At 66.0% G+C, this 19,069-nt stretch carries 18 protein-coding genes; 6 read left to right on the plus strand and 12 right to left on the minus strand.

Annotated features, from left to right (window positions below; translation table 11 throughout):
• From AC3XQU_RS02355 to AC3XQU_RS02365, 3 genes are all read right to left on the minus strand, one after another.
• Entirely contained in the window at positions 1 to 333 is a 333-nt protein-coding gene (locus AC3XQU_RS02355) for a hypothetical protein (RefSeq protein WP_489872514.1), read from the minus strand.
• Between the two features lie 97 nt (positions 334 to 430).
• Complete coding sequence (locus AC3XQU_RS02360; RefSeq protein ID WP_489872515.1) at positions 431 to 1,432, minus strand: gamma-glutamyl-gamma-aminobutyrate hydrolase family protein; 1,002 nt, start codon at positions 1,430 to 1,432, stop codon at positions 431 to 433.
• Positions 1,433 to 1,606: 174 nt separating this feature from the next.
• Complete coding sequence (locus AC3XQU_RS02365) at positions 1,607 to 2,431, minus strand: response regulator (RefSeq protein WP_489872516.1); 825 nt, start codon at positions 2,429 to 2,431, stop codon at positions 1,607 to 1,609.
• A 153-nt stretch (positions 2,432 to 2,584) separates the two neighbouring features.
• Between AC3XQU_RS02365 and AC3XQU_RS02370 the strand changes: the two genes are divergently transcribed.
• Complete coding sequence (locus AC3XQU_RS02370; protein WP_489872517.1) at positions 2,585 to 4,582, plus strand: DNA topoisomerase IV subunit B; 1,998 nt, start codon at positions 2,585 to 2,587, stop codon at positions 4,580 to 4,582.
• A gap of 71 nt (positions 4,583 to 4,653) precedes the next feature.
• On the plus strand, positions 4,654 to 6,999 hold the full coding sequence (gene parC / locus AC3XQU_RS02375) for a DNA topoisomerase IV subunit A (RefSeq protein WP_489872518.1): 2,346 nt from the start codon (positions 4,654 to 4,656) through the stop codon (positions 6,997 to 6,999).
• Between the two features lie 51 nt (positions 7,000 to 7,050).
• On the opposite strand, the gene AC3XQU_RS02380 is transcribed toward parC, so the two are convergent.
• Positions 7,051 to 7,551, minus strand: a complete 501-nt coding sequence (locus tag AC3XQU_RS02380; RefSeq protein WP_489872519.1) for a hypothetical protein — start codon at positions 7,549 to 7,551, stop codon at positions 7,051 to 7,053.
• Between the two features lie 142 nt (positions 7,552 to 7,693).
• Positions 7,694 to 9,109, minus strand: a complete 1,416-nt coding sequence (locus AC3XQU_RS02385) for an IgA Peptidase M64 (protein WP_489872520.1) — start codon at positions 9,107 to 9,109, stop codon at positions 7,694 to 7,696.
• A gap of 121 nt (positions 9,110 to 9,230) precedes the next feature.
• Between AC3XQU_RS02385 and AC3XQU_RS02390 the strand changes: the two genes are divergently transcribed.
• Entirely contained in the window at positions 9,231 to 9,557 is a 327-nt protein-coding gene (locus AC3XQU_RS02390; protein WP_489872521.1) for a DUF6572 domain-containing protein, read from the plus strand.
• Here AC3XQU_RS02390 and AC3XQU_RS02395 read toward each other — a convergent pair.
• From AC3XQU_RS02395 to AC3XQU_RS02405, 3 genes are all read right to left on the minus strand, one after another.
• Positions 9,532 to 10,737 carry a cyanophycinase gene (locus tag AC3XQU_RS02395; RefSeq protein WP_489872522.1) on the minus strand — a complete coding sequence of 402 codons (1,206 nt, stop codon included), beginning with the start codon at positions 10,735 to 10,737 and terminating at the stop codon, positions 9,532 to 9,534. The two genes, AC3XQU_RS02390 and AC3XQU_RS02395, sit on opposite strands and share 26 nt — an antisense overlap.
• 140 nt (positions 10,738 to 10,877) lie before the next feature.
• Positions 10,878 to 11,315 (minus strand): GNAT family N-acetyltransferase, encoded by a 438-nt coding sequence (locus tag AC3XQU_RS02400; protein WP_489872523.1) that lies wholly within the window; start codon positions 11,313 to 11,315, stop codon positions 10,878 to 10,880.
• A 107-nt stretch (positions 11,316 to 11,422) separates the two neighbouring features.
• Positions 11,423 to 12,001, minus strand: a complete 579-nt coding sequence (locus AC3XQU_RS02405) for a hypothetical protein (protein WP_489872524.1) — start codon at positions 11,999 to 12,001, stop codon at positions 11,423 to 11,425.
• A 134-nt stretch (positions 12,002 to 12,135) separates the two neighbouring features.
• On the opposite strand from AC3XQU_RS02405, the gene argH reads away from it, so the two are divergent.
• The 3 genes from argH to AC3XQU_RS02420 all read left to right on the plus strand — a co-directional run bounded on the left by argH (position 12,136) and on the right by AC3XQU_RS02420 (position 14,609).
• The gene (gene argH / locus AC3XQU_RS02410) at positions 12,136 to 13,533 is read left to right on the plus strand and encodes an argininosuccinate lyase (RefSeq protein ID WP_489872525.1); all 1,398 of its coding nucleotides are present in this window, start codon (positions 12,136 to 12,138) and stop codon (positions 13,531 to 13,533) included.
• A gap of 85 nt (positions 13,534 to 13,618) precedes the next feature.
• Positions 13,619 to 14,299, plus strand: a complete 681-nt coding sequence (locus AC3XQU_RS02415; RefSeq protein WP_489872526.1) for an HAD-IA family hydrolase — start codon at positions 13,619 to 13,621, stop codon at positions 14,297 to 14,299.
• Positions 14,300 to 14,381: 82 nt separating this feature from the next.
• Positions 14,382 to 14,609 carry a hypothetical protein gene (locus AC3XQU_RS02420; RefSeq protein ID WP_489872527.1) on the plus strand — a complete coding sequence of 76 codons (228 nt, stop codon included), beginning with the start codon at positions 14,382 to 14,384 and terminating at the stop codon, positions 14,607 to 14,609.
• Positions 14,610 to 14,627: 18 nt separating this feature from the next.
• Here AC3XQU_RS02420 and AC3XQU_RS02425 read toward each other — a convergent pair whose 3' ends face one another.
• From AC3XQU_RS02425 to pcaF, 4 genes are all read right to left on the minus strand, one after another.
• On the minus strand, positions 14,628 to 15,092 hold the full coding sequence (locus tag AC3XQU_RS02425; protein WP_489872528.1) for a cupin domain-containing protein: 465 nt from the start codon (positions 15,090 to 15,092) through the stop codon (positions 14,628 to 14,630).
• A 65-nt stretch (positions 15,093 to 15,157) separates the two neighbouring features.
• Complete coding sequence (paaZ, locus tag AC3XQU_RS02430; protein WP_489872529.1) at positions 15,158 to 17,209, minus strand: phenylacetic acid degradation bifunctional protein PaaZ; 2,052 nt, start codon at positions 17,207 to 17,209, stop codon at positions 15,158 to 15,160.
• Between the two features lie 48 nt (positions 17,210 to 17,257).
• Positions 17,258 to 17,857, minus strand: a complete 600-nt coding sequence (locus tag AC3XQU_RS02435; protein ID WP_489872733.1) for a phenylacetic acid degradation protein PaaY — start codon at positions 17,855 to 17,857, stop codon at positions 17,258 to 17,260.
• On the minus strand, positions 17,857 to 19,059 hold the full coding sequence (pcaF, locus tag AC3XQU_RS02440) for a 3-oxoadipyl-CoA thiolase (protein ID WP_489872530.1): 1,203 nt from the start codon (positions 19,057 to 19,059) through the stop codon (positions 17,857 to 17,859). The genes AC3XQU_RS02435 and pcaF overlap by 1 nt, the downstream gene beginning before the upstream one ends.
• Positions 19,060 to 19,069: the final 10 nt, after the last annotated feature.

Here is a 19,069-nt window from a genome sequence, read left to right on the forward strand (position 1 = left end):
TCAGGCGGCTGCCGGCTTGCCGCTCCACGCACCTTTCATGAAGCGCGCCAGCAAGGGCTGACGGGCCGGCCGTGGCAAGCGTTCGTCCACCAGGCCCGCCCAGCGCTCCGCCAGCTGCTCGCAGGTGGCGCGCAAGACGGGATCGGCATCCGGCAGGCGCGACAAGGCGCTCAGGTGGCGCTCGATCACCGAGGCCAGCTTCACGCAGGGCTGCTCGCCCTCGCCGCGCGCGGTGTAGTGCGACATCAGGTGCAGCAGCGAGGCCACCAGCAGCACATCCTGGCTGCGTGTTGCCTGCACGGCGACTGCCGGGTCTGCAAAAGGACTGTTCATGCACGCGTCTCCTTCCAGTTTGCTCGATCTAATGAATGAGAATGATTCTCATTCATTATTGACCGTGTCGCTGCTGAAGGCAAGCGTTTTCGGTTCCTTACAGCCGGGTCTCGCGCGCCGCCCGCAGGAATTCGTCCAGCACCGGCGTGCAGTCGAGCAGCTCGGTCCCGCCGGCGCGGTGGAATTCGGGATGCCACTGCAGGCCCATCACGAAATTGGCGCGCTGGTAGCGGATCGCCTCGACGATGCCGTCCGGGTCGGAATAGGCTTCCACCCGAATGTCGCGCCCGAGTTCCTTGACGGCCTGGTGGTGGATCGAATTGACGATCGGCCGGTGCACGCCGCTGAACATGCGGCCCAGCGAGGAACCCGGCGGGAAGCGCACCGCATGGCGGTGGGCGTCGTACAAATCGTGCACGTGGGCCAGCGCCTCGGGCACATTGGTGGCGACGTCCTGGTAGAGGGTGCCGCCGAAGGCGACATTGATCAGTTGGCAGCCGCGGCACACGCCCAGCACCGGCTTGCCGGCGTCGACGAATTCGTGCAGCAGCTCGAGCTCGTAGACGTCGCGCGCGCGGTCGCCGCTCCATTCTGGCCGGGTCGGCGATTCGGAATAGGTTTGCGGCGCGACGTCGGCCCCGCCCTGCAGCACCAGTCCGTCGAGATGGCGGGCGTAATGGCGCAAGGTGATATTGCTGGGATGGAGCAGCCCGTTGGTATTCACCGTCGGGATCATGAATACCAGCACGTCGCGTGCCATCACCCACTGGGCGATCGACTCTTCGAGGTACTGGAGGTTCTTGCTCAGCAAGCCCTTGGCGCCCGCTTCAGGGTGGAAAATGCGCGCCGAGACCCCGATATGCAGCGTGCGGTGCATGAAGTCGCGGCTGAAACGCTCGCGCAAGCTGCGCCAGCGCGAACTCAGCACCCGTCCGGCCAGCGCAAAGGGCGTGTCGCCGTCGCGCTGGTAGCGGGCGGCGCCGGGCTCGGCCGGGCCTCGGGTGGCACGCCGGTCCGGTACGCGGATCGGGCTTTCCGGCCGCTTGTCGACGGCAGGGCCGGGGGTGTCTTCGAGGGGTGTCAGTTCATCTTCCGCCATAAGCGTCAATATAACGTCGCCATGGCTGCGCACGATTTGAACTTGTTACAAAAATCGTAATACTTGACAACGAAGCCCGCCGTAGGCGCCCGAATGCATGCTGCTGCCAGTACGCAACGGCAACTTGCACGATTTCGGTTTTCGGTTAATACTGTATGCAATTACAGTAGTTTTTCAGGCGGGCAGCGACAGCAGCTTCTGGAAGGTCGCCACGATGTGGCGGTCGGCCACCGGTTTGTCGAGCAGGCCGCGCACGCCGGCATCGTGGGCGCGCTTGCTGTCGTACGGGAAAGATGGCCCAACGAGGAACAGCACCGCGGTGCGGCTGGCCCCGCCCTGCGCCTTGATCTTGCTGCACAGATCGTAGGGCTCGATGCCGGGCGCGGCGGTATTGATCATCACCAGCGACACTGGCGTCTCATCGCACAGGCGTACGGCGGCGCGGCCGCTGTCGGTCCATTCGACGGGCCGCCCCTGGGTGTCGACGACCTGGGCCACATGGTCGCGGAAAGCGCCGCCCTTGTCGATGATGAGTACGGCGCCATCCTGGGGTCCGTGGCGCAGGCTGGCGTAATATGCTGGGGTCTCGGTATCCGGCCCCAGCCTCGGCCTTCGCCGCCGCTCCGGCAGGCAGCGTTCGCCCCGTGCCCGCAAGGCCGCCATCGCCTGTACGCGCGCGTCGAGCAAATCAGCCAGGGCGTCGTAGAGATGGACGGCGTCGACCGGGCGCGCCAAAGTGCGGTGGCGGCTGGCGCCGGGACCGCCGACCACGAGCGTCGGCTGCAGGGCGCCGGGAGGCAGGCAGCGCAGCCGTGCCAATGCCTCCGGGCTGTCGCCGGCCGCGATGTACAGGTCGGGCTCCTGCAGGCTGTCATCGTGCAGGCAGAAATAGGATGGCCCCGTGCGTGGGGCTTGCGCCAGCAGGTTCTCCAGCTGGGCGCATTCGGCAGGCGCAAACCCAACGAGTCGGACGGTGAACGGATATCTGGGTGCGTGCATCGCTTTTCCAGTCTTTCCTAGGGCACTTCCGGGTCGATCGTCTTAATCTAGCACAAGGGTGTGAACTAACAAGCACATTTGGCGACTTGAAAAGATCAATTTTTTCCCGCCCGACACGATAGAATGCGCAAGCATTAATTTACGAAAATAAGCATGGCTTCCAAGAAACCCGCATCCGACTACAGCGAATCATCCATCCGCGTCCTCAAGGGACTCGAGCCCGTCAAGCAGCGTCCAGGCATGTATACCCGGACCGAAAACCCGCTGCACATCATCCAGGAAGTGATCGACAACGCCTCCGACGAGGCGCTGGGCGGACACTGCAACAACATCGCCGTGACGCTCAACACGGACGGCTCGGTCACGGTCGAGGACGACGGCCGCGGCATCCCGGTTGGACTGCATCCCGAAGAAAACGTGCCGACCGTCGAGATCGTGTTCACCCGCCTGCACGCGGGCGGCAAGTTCGACAAGGGCTCGGGCGGCGCCTACGCGTTCTCGGGCGGCCTGCACGGTGTCGGCGTGTCCGTCACCAATGCGCTGTCGACGCGTCTCGAGATCACGGTCTGGCGCAAAGAAGACAACGGCAACGGCGTGCACGAGCTGGCCTTCTCCGCCGGCGACGTGGTCGAGCCGCTGACCTCGCGCCCGGCTGAGCGCGGCGGCAAGAAGAACGGCACCCGCGTCACCGCCTGGCCCGACCCGAAATATTTCGATTCGCCGAACATCCCGCTGGCCGAGATGCAGCGCCTGCTGCGCTCGAAAGCCGTGCTGCTGCCGGGCGTGACCGTCACGCTCACCAACCAGAAGACCGGCGACGTCCAGACCTGGCGCTACGACGAAGGCCTGCGCGGCTACCTGACCGAGGCGCTGGCCCAGGGCTCCAGCGGCCAGACCGTCATCCCGCTGTTCGAGGGCGCCCAGTACGCCCCGGCCGGCGACGAGTCCTTTGCCCAGGGCGAAGGCGCGGCCTGGGTCGTGGCCTGGACCGAAGAAGGCTCGGTGGTGCGCGAATCCTATGTCAACCTGATCCCGACCGTCAGCGGCGGCACCCACGAATCCGGCCTGCGCGACGGCCTGTTCGGCGCCGTCAAGAGCTTCGTCGAGATGCATTCGCTGCTGCCCAAGGGCGTCAAGCTGCTGCCGGAAGACGTGTTCGCACGCGTCTCCTTTGTGCTGTCGGCCAAGGTGCTGGATCCGCAGTTCCAGGGCCAGACCAAGGAACGCCTGAACTCGCGCGACGCGGTCAAGCTGGTGTCCTTCTTCACCCGTCCTCCGCTCGAATTGTGGCTGAACCAGCACGTCGAATATGGCAAGAAGCTGGCCGAACTGGTCATCAAGCAGGCCCAGTCGCGCCTGCGGTCGCTGCAGAAGGTCGAGAAGAAGAAATCCTCCGGCGTGGCGGTGTTGCCGGGCAAGCTGACGGACTGCGAATCGACCGACATCACCCGCAACGAACTGTTCCTGGTCGAGGGCGACTCGGCGGGAGGTTCGGCCAAGATGGGCCGCGACAAGGAATTCCAGGCGATCTTGCCGCTGCGCGGCAAGGTGCTCAACTCCTGGGAGACCGACCGCGACCGCCTGTTCGCCAACAACGAGATCCACGACATCGCGGTGGCGATCGGCGTCGACCCGCACAGCGCCGACGACAGCCCGGACCTGACCGGCCTGCGCTACGGGAAGATCTGCATCCTGTCCGATGCGGACGTGGACGGCTCGCACATCCAGGTACTGCTGCTGACCCTGTTCTTCAAGCACTTCCCCGCCCTGTTCCGCAGTGGCCACATCTGCGTCGCGCGCCCGCCGCTCTATCGCGTGGACGTTCCGGCGCGCGGCAAGAAGCCGCTGCAGAAGGTGTACGCGCTCGACGACGGCGAACTGCTGGCCATCGAGGACAAGCTGAAAAAAGAAGGCATGAAGGAAGGCGCCTGGAGCATTTCGCGCTTCAAGGGCCTGGGCGAGATGAACGCCGAACAGCTGTGGGAAACCACCATGAACCCCGACACCCGCCGCCTGCTGCCGGTCGCTTTCGGCCAGTACAACCTGGCCGAATCGGCTTCGCGCTTCAATATGCTGATGGGCAAAGGCGAAGCCGCGGCGCGCAGGGCGTGGCTGGAGGAACATGGGAATGAAACTGAGGCGGATATTTAAGACGCTGGCGTGATGCACGCCTAAGTTAATTAGCGCAGCCACCAGCCCTCGCCGAAAACGAACACGCAATCATGACGACGCAAGCAAACCTCTTCGAACAACAACACGAGCCGGCCGACGACGTCGAAACGCTTACCCTCTCCACCTTCGCCGAGCGCGCCTACCTCGACTACGCCGTCTCGGTGGTCAAGGGCCGCGCGCTGCCGGACGTCTCGGACGGCCAGAAGCCGGTCCAGCGCCGCATCATGTACTCGATGCACGAGCTGGGCCTGGGCCATACCGCCAAGCCGCGTAAATCCGCCACCGTGGTCGGCGACGTGCTGGGCAAGCTCCACCCGCACGGCGACCAGTCGGTGTACGACGCGCTGGTGCGCATGGCGCAGGACTTCTCGCTGCGCTACCCGCTCATCGACGGCCAGGGCAATTTCGGCTCGCGCGACGGCGACGGCGCCGCGGCGATGCGTTATACCGAAGCGCGCCTGACACCGGTGTCGCGCCTGCTGCTCGACGAACTCGACATGGGCACGGTCGACTTCCAGCCGAACTACGACGGTTCCTTCACCGAGCCGCGCCAGCTGCCGGCACGCCTGCCGATGGTGCTGCTCAACGGCGCCTCGGGCATCGCGGTCGGCATGGCCACCGAGATCCCGTCGCACAACCTGCGTGAAGTGGCCTCCGCTGCCGTGGCCCTGATCCGCAATCCGAAGATGACCCACGCCGAGCTGATGACCCTGATCCCCGGCCCGGACTTCCCGGGCGGCGGCCAGATCATCACCCCGGCCTCGAACGTGGCCGACATGTACGCCACCGGCCGCGGCTCGATGAAGGTGCGCGCGCGCTGGAAGATCGAAGAACTGGCGCGCGGCCAGTGGCAGGCGGTCGTCACCGAACTGCCGCCGGGCACCTCGAGCCAGCGCGTGCTCGAAGAGATCGAGGAGCTGACCAACCCCAAGATCAAGATGGGCAAGAAGACGCTGCTGCCCGAGCAGCTGGCGCTCAAGCAGAACATCCTCGGCGCGCTCGACACCGTGCGCGACGAATCGGGCCGCGAAGCCGCGGTGCGCCTGGTGTTCGAGCCGAAGTCGAAGAACCAGGACCAGAACGAGTTCATGCTGATGCTGCTCGCGCATACCTCGCTGGAGACCTCGAGCCCGATGAACCTGGTGATGATCGGCGGCGACGGCCGTCCGCGCCAGAAGGGCCTGACCGACATCCTGCAGGAATGGATCGACTTCCGCTTCGTCACGGTGCGCCGCCGGACCGAATTCAAGCTGGGCAAGGTCAAGGACCGCATCCACATCCTGGAAGGCCGCGAGATCGTCCTGCTCAACATCGACAAGGTGATCGCGATCATCCGCAATTCGGATGAGCCGAAGGCCGCGCTGATGGAGGAGTTCCGTCTGTCCGACCGCCAGGCCGAGGACATCCTCGAGATCCGCCTGCGCCAGCTGGCGCGCCTGGAAGCGATCAAGATCCAGCAGGAGCTGGCCGAGCTGCGTTCGGAACAGGAAAAGCTGGAAGACATCCTCGAGAACCCGTCGACCATGAAGCGCCTGATCATCCGCGAGATCGAGGCCGATGCGAAGCAATATGGCGACGAGCGCCGCACCGTGATCGAGGAAGCCGAACGCGCAGTGGCCGAGCAGAAGATCGTCGACGAGCCGGTGACCGTGATCGTGTCGGAAAAAGGCTGGGTGCGTGCGCGCACCGGCATCGGCCACGACCCGGCGCAATTCACCTTCAAGGCCGGCGATTCGCTCTACAAGGCGTTTGAATGCCGCACGGTCGACTCGCTGCTGGGCATCGGCAGCAACGGCAAGGCCTATTCGGTGCCGGTCGCGGCGCTGCCGGGCGCGCGTGGCGACGGCGTGCCGATCACGACCCTGGTCGATTTGTCGGGCGGCGTGCGCATCCTGCACTATTTTGCAGGCACCCCGGACACGCGCCTGCTGCTGGCCACGTCCAACGGCTTCGGCTTCATCGCCAAGGCCGGCGACATGGTCAGCCGCCTGAAGGGCGGCAAGTCCTTCATCACGCTCGACGATGGCGCCGTGCCGCTGCCGCCGCGGGTCGTGCCGGATACGACGGGCGCGATCGCCTGCCTGTCCGAAAAGGGCCGCGTGCTGGTGTTCGGCATCGACGAAATGAAGGTGCTGACCAATGGCGGCCGCGGCGTGATCCTGATGGAGCTCGACCCGAAAGAGAGCCTGCTGGCGGCGCAGCCGATCAACCAGAAGGGCCTGAACGTGATCGGCACCTGGGCCGGTTCGAAGCCGCGCACGGTGGAGCTGTTCGCATCCGGTCTGGAGCCGCACTTCGGCAAGCGCGCCCGCAAGGGCAAGCCGCTGTCGGCCAAGCTCAAGGCACAGGACCTGGCGATGCGGATGACGGAAAGCGAAGCGGCAAAAGCCGTATAAATGAAAACGCCGGCTCGCAAGCCGGCGTTTTTTATTTACAGCAGCGCGTGCTTAGTGCTTGGCGGCTGCCTTGTGCACGTCGGCAGTCGCTTCAGCGCGCACCTTTTCGGTCTTGGCTGCAGCAGTTGCCTTGTCGGCGGCTGCTTCGACCTGGGTCTTGAGCAGCTTTTCGTCGGCCTTGATCATCTTCTTGCTGGCCTTCAGGTTGGCGTCGGCCATCTTCTCCTGGCCCTTGGCCATGGCCTTGGCGCGGTCTTCAGGATCGGCTTCGGCGATCTTTTCAGCGACGTCGGCCTGCTTCTCGACTGCGTCGGCGTGGGCCTTCGACTTCTTCTCGTTGGCCTTGGCGGCGGCCTTGTTCACTTTTTCGTCGGCCTTGGTGGCGACCTTCATTTCCTTCGACTCCGCCTTGGCGATGTCCTTCTCGGCGCCGGCTTCGGCCTTGACCACGGCCTTGGTGGCAGGGGTCGTCGTGGTCGTGGTGGTGGTGACCTGGGCGGTGGCTGCGGTAGCGAACAGGCCGGCGATGAGGGTGGCGATCAGTTTGTTCATGGTGGATCCTTTCAGTGGTTCTGTAAGCAGATCAGTTCGTCTGCGGAATCGTTTTTCTGTGCTGATGAGCTCAGAATACGCACCCGCCGGACCCGAGTCTGTTGCCCAGCCCACTTAAGCTTGTCCAAGTTGTAAGCAAACCTTACTGCCGGGCCGGCCCCGCATACAGGTCGATGATGTCGACGATCCCGTCCTGGCACACCGGGCAGAAGCTTTCGCTGCGGTCGAACATCAGGCATTGCATCGCCGGGCGGTAGTATCCCGTCGCTTCGTAGTTCGCGCCCTCGAAGGCGCCGACCGCATGGCGATGCGGCTTGCCCGCGAACAGGGCCTGCGTGGCGCGCAGGTCTTCGTGGAACAGCGCGTTCATCTCGGACTCGGGGCGGTTGGCCGCGCGCAGGGCGGCGCGCTTTTTCTGGTAGGCGCGCGAAGCTTCCTCATACTCCGCCTTGGGCCAGCCTGTCGGCAGCGGCGTGCCGGCCTTCACGTGGCGCTTCCACTTGATGGCGGCCGGATCGCGCAGCGCGGTGACGTTCGGCTCCCACGGCTCGATGCGCGTGCTGGCCGCCGCGTAGGCGACCGGCGAAGTGTAGTACTCGTCGGCCAGGCCGGCGAAATGGTGGCCGAATTCGTGCACGAACAGGTAGTTCGCCCAGGCGTTGCCGGCGGCCGCGGTGCTGAACTGGCCGAAGATGCCCCCGCCCCCATAGGTCTCGTTGTTCACCAGGATCTCGATGAATTCATAGGGCGCGTGCTGGGCGATCTCGCGCAGCGCGCGGTTGTCCAGCGTGAGCACGTAGCGCTCGCTGCCGAAGATGTCGTAGCGCGTGCCGAGTAGAGACGCGCGGTGCACGCCGGTAGAGGGGCGGCTGATGCCCGATTCGCTGGTCGGCACCGCCAGCGCCCAGACGTTGAAGCTGCTCGCGCGCTCGCGGAAGGGCGAAACCGAGAACAGGTGCCTGGTCAGGCGGCGGGCATCGAGCTCGAATTTCTTCATGTCGGCGGCCGTGTAGCCATCGCCCATGATCAGGAGGTCGACCTTGTCGACCGAGGGCCCGCCGGTATGGATCGCGATCGGCTTGGCGGGCGCCGCCGGCTGCTTCCTGACGACCTCCTGGGAGTCGGTGTCGATCTCGACGCTCCAGGCAAGCGAGAACTGATTCAGTTCGTCGCGCTTGAGGATACGCACGCGCACCGGGCGGTCGGGTTTCGGAAAACGCACCGACTCCTGGAAAGCGCGGCTGGTCTTGCCGGCTTCTTCGGTCGTGCGCCATTCGCCGAAGATGGTCGAGAAGCCGCGCGAGTACAGCAGGTCGCCGGTTTTCGCATCGACCACCTCCAACCGGTTCTGGCCGCGGTTGGTCTCGTCGAGATTGCGCGCGGTGCTGCCGGGCCAGGGCAGCGGCTCGATCACGATGCGCTCGAGCGCGTAGCTGTCTTGCAGCGCATTGCCGCTGTGGGCGTAGTCGACGCGGACGGTGGCCGGCTGGGCGGCGCTGGCTGCGCCGGCGGCGAGCAGCACTGCGGCCGCGACGAAGTGGAAAGCGAAGCGGATCATGGATATCCTCGTGCAGGAAGAGCATCCATTGTACTGCCGGCATGCCGCGATTTTTACGAAAGCACGGATAATGCGGGGATGCGCGATTGCTGCGCGCAGACGGCGCCAAACCAGGAACAATATGACAATCGAGAACCCGCAGGTGGTCGATTTCGTCAGCATCGACGACGACACCGGCGACATCGTCCTCACCATCACCGACGACCTGCCGTGGGAAGGCGACCACGCGCACCTGATGGCGCTGCAGGAAAAGCTGAACGGCTACCTGGGCTTCATCGAAAGCGGCGAGCTGCTGGCCTCGCGGCCCGAAGCGGCAGGCCGCCGCGTGCGCATCACCCTGGTGCACCGCGCGCCGCTGACCGGCGTCGCCACGCGCTTGTTAACCAGCGCCCAGGCCATTATCGCAGACGCGGGCTTCGGCTTCACCTGGCGGCATCTGCCCGGCTAGCGCCGGACGCCGCCACGGTATCGGCCTGGCGGTAGCGGTAGAGCGGGCGCTGCACCACGATCGGCCGGATATCCAGGCGCAGGTGGTAGACCGACACCTGCTCGGTGAGCGAGGACATGTAGCCGACGCTGTCGCCCGTGCGGGTGAGCTTGAATTCGAAACCGAGGTCGGGCTCGACGCCCTGGGCGCTGTCGAAGGACAGGCCGATGGCCTCGGGCTGGTCGCTGTCGATCAGCTTGGCCATCAGGTCCACCACCGTGCTGTTGCCGAGGATGTCGGCCGAGAACAGCGGTTCGCGGTAATAGGGCTTGGCCGGGTCGATCAGGTTCTCGGCTTTGTCTTGCGAGGGCGTGAACGACCTTGTGGCGAGGCTGAAACGATCGCCGTTGTCCAGGTAGCTCAGGCGCACGTTGCTGACGTGGAGCGGACCGTGCTGCGCCACTGCCTTGGACAGGTCGACCAGCAGCGCGCCGCGGTAGCCGATGACCTCGACCTCGCGGTTGGGCCCCACCACCATCGCCGTATTCTCGTCGACGCCCAGGCCGATCTTGTAGCCCTTCTTGAGCATGGCCGGCACCATGCGCGCGAAGCGCCCGCGCACCAGGAGGTGCTGGTCGATGAAGACATCCTCGCCGATGAAGCCCAGGCCCGGCGCGATTTCCTTGCCCTCGTCCAGGCCCAGCTTGAGCGTGGCGAGCACCGTCTTGGGATGGCCGAACATGGTGCTGCTCATGATGGCCGCGCCGGCGCTGGTGCCGGCGATCACGCCGCCGCGCCGGTACATGTCCCAGAGGGCGTCGAGCATGCGGGTATTGCTGCCGTCCGCGCGCCGCAGCGCGTGCGTGATGCGGCCCTGGTCGCCGCCGGCAAAGAAGGCGCCGCCGGCCGCCCGCACGGCGTCGGCAAGCGCGGTATCATCGGCTGCGGCCTGGTAGTCGGTGCCGGCCAGGCGCACGGCGACCGGGACGAAGAAAGCCTTGGCGCCGTAGTGATTGAAACGCTCGACCAGGGCCTTGCCGGCCTTGTCGGGATGGGCGGACGCGGAAGCGAAGACGGCGATGCGGGCGCCCTTGCCGCCGGCGAGCCGCACCATGCGTTCCCACACGGCCGCGTTATCGCTGCGTAGCGCGCCGCCGATGATCACCAGCGATCCCTTGGGCTGCGGCGCTTCCGCAGCCACGAGAGGCTGGCTCGTCAGCAAGACGACGGCAAGCAATGTGCGGACGACAATATTGACGGCGGCCTGGAACATACAGCATCCTTCTCGATGGAGACTATCGTAAGCCTGATTCGAGAAGGGGGTCGCCGTGTTGCGGCGGCTCAGGACAAATAAATGTTCGGGAAGTAACGTTCCATCAGGGTCTCAGGCTGCTTGGGCGCCGTGAACCCGAAGCGCTCGTACAGGCCGTGCGCGTCGCTCGTGGCGAGCGTGAAACGGCGCAGTTTCTGCAGGCTGGGATGACGCAACACAACACCGACCAGCTGCTTGCCATAGCCCTGGCCGCGGTATTCCGGCAGGATGAACAGGTCGACCAGGTTGGCGAAGGTGGCGAAATCGGTGATGACCCGGGCGAAGCCGATCTGGCGGCCGTCGAGGTAGGCGCCGAAGCACAGCGAATTCTCGATGGCGCGCTCGACGACCGGGCGCGAAATGCCGATGGCCCAGGTCGCCTGTTCGCTCAGGAAGCGGTAGATCATCGGAATGTCGAGCCGCGTCTGGTCGGTACTGACCTGGAAGCTGGAATCGTTGGTAATCATGGGGACCGTAGCTCTGGCGAAAAAATCAATTCTAGCGCTGTTTGCAAGATGCATAACATTCAATTGGACGCCCCGGGCGATACAGCCCGGAGGCGCCATCGCACAGCTCAGCCGTTGCGCAGGTAGCGTTCCGGCAGCTGCAGTTGCGCGTCTTCCGCGCGCCAGACCAGGCTCAGCACATACCAGCGCTTGCCGTCATGGACCAGCTGGATGCTGTTCACGCCGCGCATGAAAGGCTTGGCGTCGTTCGCCGCGTGGCGCGCTTCGTAGGTGCTGAAGACGTGGGCGACCTGGCCGAACGTCTCGACGCGGCGCGCCAGTTCGGACTCGAAGAAACCCATCGTGGCGAAGGCCTTGGTATTGCGGGCGATGTAGTCGTCCGGGGTCATCATGCGCAGCGGATAGCTGCCGTCCGGGCGCATGCCGACCGCCGCCATGCGGCCCTCGGGCGCGAACAGGGAACGCATGCGGTTCCAGTCGCGCGCGGCGCCGGCCGGACCGGAGATGACGTCGTAGAGAGCGGCGACGATGGCGTCGATCGAGGCGACATCGGCGGGACGGGCCGCGGGCATGGCCAGGGTGGTTGATGCTGCCGGTGTCGCGGGCGCTGCCTGTTGCGCCATGGCCGGCGCGCAGGCCGCCGCCGTCAACGCTGCCGCCAGGCCGAGCTGGGCCAATCGATGCATGTCTCCCCCTGTGTTGTTGTCTTTTGTTGGATACGTGGCCACATCATCACGCATTTCCCGGCGCTTGTCACCCACCACGGATGGGGCGTTTGCGGGCCAGTTATAATCGTGGGATACCCTACTAGGATCCCACCATGAACGAACAATTTTCCAAGAAAGCCGAAGCCTGGTCGGCGCGTTTCTCCGAACCGGTCTCCGACCTCGTCAAGCGCTACACGGCGTCCGTTTTCTTCGACAAGCGCCTGGCGCAGTTCGACATCCAGGGCTCGCTCGCGCATGCCGAGATGCTGGCCGCGCAAGGCATCATCAGCCAGGAAGACCGCGCCGAGATCGAGCGCGGCATGGCCCAGATCAAGGGCGAGATCGAGGCCGGCAGCTTCGAATGGCTGCTGGACCTGGAAGACGTACACCTGAACATCGAAAAGCGCCTGACCGAACTGGTGGGTGACGCCGGCAAGCGCCTGCATACCGGACGCTCGCGCAACGACCAGGTGGCCACCGACATCCGTTTGTATGTGCGTGCGGCCATCGACGACATATTGGCACTGCTGGGCAGCCTGCGCGGCGCGCTGACGGACCTGGCCGAGCGCCATATCGATACCATCATGCCGGGCTTTACCCACCTTCAGGTGGCGCAGCCGATCACCTTCGGCCACCACATGCTGGCCTATGTCGAGATGTTCGGGCGCGACGCCGAACGCATGCAGGATGCGCGCCGCCGCGTCAACCGCCTGCCTCTGGGCGCCGCCGCCCTGGCCGGCACGACCTTCCCGATCGACCGCCTGCGCGTGGCAAAAACCCTCGGCTTCGACGACGTCTGCCACAACTCGCTCGACGCCGTGTCGGACCGCGATTTCGCCATCGAGTTCACCGCAGCGGCCTCCCTGATCATGATGCACGTCTCGCGCTTCTCGGAAGAACTGGTCATGTGGATGAGCCCACGCATCGGCTTCATCGACATCGCCGACCGCTTCTGCACCGGCTCGTCGATCATGCCGCAAAAGAAGAACCCGGACGTGCCAGAGCTGGCGCGCGGCAAGACCGGCCGCGTCTATGGCCACCTGAACGGCCTGCTGGTCCTCATGAAAGGCCAGCCGCTGGCCTACAACAAGGACAACCAGGAAGACAAGGAGCCGCTGTTCGACACCGTCGACACCGTGACCGACACGCTGCGCATCTTCGCCGACATGGCCGGCGGCATCACCGTCAAGGCCGGGAACATGCGCGCCGCCGCGCTGCAGGGCTATGCCACCGCCACCGACCTGGCCGACTACCTGGTCAAGAAGGGCCTGCCCTTCCGCGATGCGCACGAAGCCGTGGCGCATGCGGTGCGCGCCTGCGATACGGCCAAGTGCGATTTGTCGGAGATGTCGCTGGAGACGCTGCGCGGGTTCTCGCCGCTGATCGAGCAGGATGTGTTTGCCGTGTTGACACTGGAGGGTTCGGTGGCGGCGCGCGACCACGTCGGCGGCACGGCGCCGAACCAGGTGCGCAAGGCGATCGAGCGGGTGCGCAAGCAGCTGGCGAAATAAGCAACGCAGGGGCTGTGCCACTTGGGCGCAGCCCCCAGCGCGTTTGCGCTATGCTGGCCGACCAGCAGCCAAACGAGAATGTCCCGTGTCCCCCACCAATCCCTCCATCCTCCCCGCCCGCGACTACGCCGCCTTCCTGTTCGACATGGACGGCACCATCCTCACCTCGATCAAGTCCGCCGAGCGGGTCTGGAGCGCCTGGGCGCTCAGCCACGGACTCGATCCGGTCGCGTTCGTGCCGACCGTGCACGGCAAGCGCACCGAAGACACCATCCGCAACCTCGGCCTGCCCGGCGTCGACCCGGTGGCCCAGGCCATGTACATCGCGCTGGCGGAGATCGAGGACGTGGGCGACATCGAGGAAATCGCCGGCGTCGGGGCTTTCCTGGCGAGCTTGCCGCCGGAGCGCTGGGCCATCGTCACCTCGGCTTCGCGCGCGCTGGCGACGGCCCGCATCGCCGCTGCCGGCCTGCCCTTGCCGCCCCTGCTGGTCTCGGCTGAAGACGTGCGGCACGGCAAGCCGGCGCCCGATCCTTTCCTGCTGGGGGCGAAGCTGCTGGGCGTGAACCCGCAGGATTGCCTGGTGTTCGAGGACACGCCGATCGGCCTGCAGGCGGCCGAGTCCGCCGGCATGGACAGCATCGTGGTCACTGCCACCCACACGCACCCCGTGGAGACGCGCTCGGCGGGCGTGGCCGACTACGCGCACCTGCAGGCGGTGGTGACGGAGAGCGGGATGCTGCGGGTGCAGCGCAAGGTCTTGTAACTGCGTTGCCCCAGGTCCCCACTTGTGGAGATAACGACCGAACCCCATATACATGACTCGGACGCAATCATGGAGGCGCGACATGCATCGCTACAGAAACCAGAGCGGGGAATCGGGTGTGACGGCGTATGAACTTGGCGACGATTCGATCACCATCCAGTTCACCGGCGGCGACCGCTATCTGTACACCGGACGCAGCGCCGGCCCGGAGAATATTGCAAAGATGCAGGAACTGGCGCGCGAAGGCCGGGGGCTGTCGACTTTCGTCAGCCAGCACATCCGGCAACGCTATGCGCGCAAGCTGAACTGACGCGCACTATTCGACTGCTCAGCCGCGTGGCGGATAAGGCGTGCCGTCCTTGTGCGAATACGTATCGGTGGCGCCGTCGTAGCGCAGGTCCACGTCCGGATAGGTCGCCACGTCTTCCTTCACCCGCGTTCCCGCCACCAGGAACACGCCCGCCCCCCAGCTGCGGTTGATCAGGTGATGGCCGTTCGGCCGTCCCGCCGGGAAGGCCGCGCAGTCGCCGGCCCGCATCAGGGTTTCGCCTTCATCGGTGACCAGCACCAGCTCGCCCGATACCACCATCACGAATTCTTCCTCGTGCGAATGCCAGTGGCGCTGCGACGAAGCCGCGCCGGGCTGCAGCTCGACCAGGTTCACGCCGAGCTGGCGCAAGCCGCCGGCCTCGCCCAGCGCCTGCTTGGTGCGTCCGTCCACCAGTTCGGCGAAGGGCTCGGGATAGCCGGTGCTCTTCAGTACGGGAATGCTGCTCAAATCCAGTCTCGACATGCAAGGGTCTCCTTGGTTGGTCGTGGACGGCGGGCGCCGTCCACGGCACGCGGCTGGATCGTGGATCAGCCGCGTTTCTGTACCAGCGTCAGGATATCGTAACTCGCCACCAGTTCGTCGTTCTGATTCGTCACCTGCACGTCCCAGGCCACCACGCCCTGGCCGCGCCCCTGCTCGTCCGTGCGGTTGCGGTCGACCTTGCGCTTGCAGGTGAGCCTTGCGCGGATGGTGTCGCCGATGGCCACCGGGGCCACGAAGCGCAGGTTGTCCAGGCCGTAGTTGGCCAGCACCGGGCCCGGCGCCGGCGACACGAACAGGCCGGCCGCCGCCGACAGCACGAAATAGCCGTGCGCGATGCGCTTGCCGAACTGGGTGTCCTTGGCCGCGATGTCGTCGAAGTGCATGTAGAAGTAGTCGCCCGAGACGCCGCCGAAGTTGACGATGTCCGCCTCGCTCACGGTGCGGCGGTGGGTCAGCAGCGAGTGGCCGACTTCGAGGTCTTCGAAATGGCGGCGGAACGGGTGCAGGTCGCTTTCCTTGACCGCGCCGCCGCGCACGTATTCGCCGGTGACGGCGGTCAGCATGGTCGGCGAGCCCTGGACCGCGGCGCGCTGCAGGAAGTGCTTGACGGCGCGGATGCCGCCCAGCTCTTCGCCGCCGCCGGCGCGGCCCGGGCCGCCGTGCTTGAGCTGGGGCAGCGGCGAGCCGTGGCCGGTGGAGTCCACCGCCGATTCGCGTTCCAGGATGTGCACGCGGCCGTGCGAGGCGGCGGCCATCGGCACCGCATAGGCTGCGATGGCAGGGTCCTTCGTCACGAGCGTGCTCACCAGGCTGCCCTTGCCGCGCGCGGCCAGCTCCAGGCCTTCGTCGATGTCGCGATAGGTCATCAGGGTGGAGACCGGGCCGAAGGCTTCGACGTCGTGCACGGCGTCGTTCACCAGCGCGTTGCGGCACAGGATCAAAGTCGGCGAGAAGAAGGCGCCGTTCGCGCAATTCTCGCCCACCGGGCTGAAGCCGTCGCGGGCGCTGAACAGCACTTCGTTGCCGCGCGCGAGCATCTCGACGCGTTCGGACACGTCGCGGTGCTGGTCCATCGAGGCCAGTGCGCCCATGCGCACGCCTTCCATCTTCGGGTTGCCGACCGTGATCTTGGCCAGGCGCTCGCGCAGGCGCTCGCCCACGGCGTCCACATGCTGCTCGGGCACGATGACGCGGCGGATCGCGGTGCATTTCTGGCCGGCCTTGCCGGTCATCTCGCGCGCGACTTCCTTGACGAACAGGTCGAATTCCGGATCGTCCGGGGTCACGTCCGGCGCCAGGATGGCGCAATTGAGCGAATCGGCTTCGGCGGTGAACGGGACCGAATTGCGGATCAGGTTCGGGTTGGCGCGCAGCTTGGCGGCGGTGTCGGCCGAGCCGGTGAAGGTGACGGCGTCGAACCCGCCCATGCGGTCGAGCAGGTCGCCCGTGCTGCCGATGACCAGCTGCAGCGCGCCTTCCGGCAGCAAGCCGGACTCCATCATCATCTTGACGGTGGCGTGGGTCAGGTAGCTGGTCGCGGTGGCCGGCTTGACGATGCAGGGCATCGCGGCCAGGAAGCTCGGCGCGAATTTCTCGAGCATGCCCCAGATCGGGAAGTTGAAGGCATTGATGTGCACCGCCACGCCGCCGCGCGGCACCAGGATGTGGGTGCCGGCAAAGCCGCCACGCTTGCCCAGGGCGATGGCCGGGCCTTCGTGCAGCACGTTCGACGAGGGCAGCTCGCGCCCGCCCATGCTGGCGTAGGCGAACAGGGTGCCGATGCCGCCTTCGACGTCGACCCAGCTGTCGGTGCGGGTGGCGCCGGTCAGGTGCGAGATCTCGTACAGCTCTTCCTTACGCTCCATCATGTACAGGGCGAGGGCTTTCAGGCACTGGGCGCGCTTCTGGAAGTCCAGGCCCATCAAACCCTTCACGCCGGTCTTGCGCGCCCAGGTGAGGGCTTCGTCGAAGTCGATTTTTTCCGCGTGGGTGTGATAGATCAGTTCGTTGTCCAGCGCGCTGTGCAGCGGCGTGGATGCTTCAGTGCCGTGCCAGCGGCCGGCGATCAGGCTTTGCAGGGTTGCGATGTTGCCCATGTTATCAGTCTCCGTTCAGTTGTCTTTTGTATGCATCCGCCAGATGGCTCAGGCCTTCGGCTTGTGCAGCGCCGCCATATCGAAATCGATGCCGCGCCGGCCAGGCTCCACTTCGCTCGAGGCCTCGACTTCGCGCATCGTCTGCAGCGAGCGCACGTTCAGCTCGTGGTACTGGCGCGTACCAAAACTCTTCCACTTCACGTCCTCGTCGGTCAGTTCCCGCATGACCTTGGCCGGCGCGCCCATCACCATGCTGCGCGGCGGGATGATCATCCCGGCCTTCACGAAACTCATCGCCGCCACGATCGATTCTTCGCCGACCACGGCCTTGTCCATCACCACCGCATTCATGCCCACCATGGCATTGCGCTTGACGCGGCAGCCATGCAGCACTGCGCCATGGCCGATGTGGCCGTCGACCTCGACCACGGTGTCTTCGCCAGGGAAACCATGCATCACGCAGGTGTCCTGCAGGTTGGCGCCCTCTTCCAGGATCAGGCGCCCGAAGTCGCCGCGCATCGAGGCCAGCGGACCGATGTAGCAGCGCGGGCCGACGATCACGTCGCCGATCAGCACCGCCGACGGGTGCACGAAGGCGGTGGGATGCACCACCGGCCGCACGCCGTTGATCTCGTAGACCTTGACCATCACACGCGCTCGACGATGATGGCGATGCCCTGCCCCACGCCGATGCACATGGTGCACAGCGCGTAGCGCCCGCCGGTGCGGTGCAGCTGGCTGACGGCGGTCGTGACCAGGCGCGCGCCGGATGCGCCCAGCGGGTGGCCCAGCGCGATGGCGCCGCCGTTCGGGTTCACGTGCGGCGCGTCGTCCGGCAGGCCGAGGTCGCGCGTCACGGCCAGGCCCTGGGCGGCGAAGGCTTCGTTCAGTTCGATCACGTCCATCTGGTCGAGGCGCAAGCCGGTTTGCTGCAGCAGCTTCTTCACGGCCGGCGACGGGCCGAAGCCCATGATGCGCGGCGCCAGGCCGGCGGTGGCCATGCCGATCACGCGCGCGCGCGGCACCAGGCCGTGGCGCGCGGCGGTCGTTTCCGAGGCCAGCAGCAGCGCGCAGGCGCCGTCGTTCAGGCTCGACGCATTGCCGGCGCTGACCGAGCCGTCCGGCGCGACCACGCCCTTGAGCTTGGCCAGCGCTTCCAGGCTGGTCTCGCGCGGCTGCTCGTCGGTATCGAACACGCGCGGCTCGCCTTTCTTACCGTGAATTGTGACCGGCACGATTTCGTCCTGGAAGAAGCCGGCGGCGTGGGCCTGGGCCCAGCGCTGCTGGCTGCGCAGCGCGAACGCGTCCTGGTCGGCGCGGCTGATGCCGAACTCGCGCGCCACGTTCTCGGCCGTCTCCGGCATCGAATCGATCCCGTATTGTGCCTTCATCAGCGGATTGACGAAACGCCAGCCGAGGGTGGTGTCCTCGATTTTCGCGGCACGCGAGAAGGCGCTGTCGGCCTTGGCCATGACGAAGGGCGCGCGGGTCATGCTCTCGACGCCGCCGGCGATGATCAGGTTTGCTTCCCCGGCGCGAATCGCGCGGGCCGCGGTGCCGACGGCATCCATGCCCGAGCCGCACAGGCGGTTGATGGTATTGCCCGGCACCGCCGAGGGCAGGCCGGCCAGCAGCGCGGCCATGCGGCCGACGTTGCGGTTGTCTTCGCCGGCCTGGTTGGCGCAGCCGTAGAACAGGTCGTCCACCGCGCTCCAGTCCACATCCTTGTTGCGGGCGATGAGGGCGGCGATCGGCAGCGCGCCCAGGTCGTCGGCGCGGACCGTGGACAGCGAACCGCCATAACGGCCGAAGGGGGTGCGGATGGCGTCGCAGATGAAGGCTTCGTTCATGAATATCTCC

The organism is Telluria sp. AZSoR62, from assembly GCF_058111565.1.

Bases quoted from the DNA above. Each gene is read 5' to 3' on its own strand.
- AC3XQU_RS02420 (WP_489872527.1), top strand. From the start codon at position 14,382: ATGCATCGCTACAGAAACCAGAGCGGGGAATCGGGTGTGACGGCGTAT.
- paaZ (WP_489872529.1), bottom strand. From the start codon at position 17,209: ATGGGCAACATCGCAACCCTGCAAAGCCTGATCGCCGGCCGCTGGCAC.
- AC3XQU_RS02370 (WP_489872517.1), top strand. From the start codon at position 2,585: ATGGCTTCCAAGAAACCCGCATCCGACTACAGCGAATCATCCATCCGC.
- AC3XQU_RS02435 (WP_489872733.1), bottom strand. From the start codon at position 17,857: ATGGTCAAGGTCTACGAGATCAACGGCGTGCGGCCGGTGGTGCATCCC.
- argH (WP_489872525.1), top strand. From the start codon at position 12,136: ATGAACGAACAATTTTCCAAGAAAGCCGAAGCCTGGTCGGCGCGTTTC.
- AC3XQU_RS02365 (WP_489872516.1), bottom strand. From the start codon at position 2,431: ATGCACGCACCCAGATATCCGTTCACCGTCCGACTCGTTGGGTTTGCG.
- pcaF (WP_489872530.1), bottom strand. From the start codon at position 19,059: ATGAACGAAGCCTTCATCTGCGACGCCATCCGCACCCCCTTCGGCCGT.
- parC (WP_489872518.1), top strand. From the start codon at position 4,654: ATGACGACGCAAGCAAACCTCTTCGAACAACAACACGAGCCGGCCGAC.
- AC3XQU_RS02380 (WP_489872519.1), bottom strand. From the start codon at position 7,551: ATGAACAAACTGATCGCCACCCTCATCGCCGGCCTGTTCGCTACCGCA.
- AC3XQU_RS02400 (WP_489872523.1), bottom strand. From the start codon at position 11,315: ATGATTACCAACGATTCCAGCTTCCAGGTCAGTACCGACCAGACGCGG.
- AC3XQU_RS02390 (WP_489872521.1), top strand. From the start codon at position 9,231: ATGACAATCGAGAACCCGCAGGTGGTCGATTTCGTCAGCATCGACGAC.
- AC3XQU_RS02425 (WP_489872528.1), bottom strand. From the start codon at position 15,092: ATGTCGAGACTGGATTTGAGCAGCATTCCCGTACTGAAGAGCACCGGC.
- AC3XQU_RS02405 (WP_489872524.1), bottom strand. From the start codon at position 12,001: ATGCATCGATTGGCCCAGCTCGGCCTGGCGGCAGCGTTGACGGCGGCG.
- AC3XQU_RS02355 (WP_489872514.1), bottom strand. From the start codon at position 333: ATGAACAGTCCTTTTGCAGACCCGGCAGTCGCCGTGCAGGCAACACGC.
- AC3XQU_RS02360 (WP_489872515.1), bottom strand. From the start codon at position 1,432: ATGGCGGAAGATGAACTGACACCCCTCGAAGACACCCCCGGCCCTGCC.
- AC3XQU_RS02385 (WP_489872520.1), bottom strand. From the start codon at position 9,109: ATGATCCGCTTCGCTTTCCACTTCGTCGCGGCCGCAGTGCTGCTCGCC.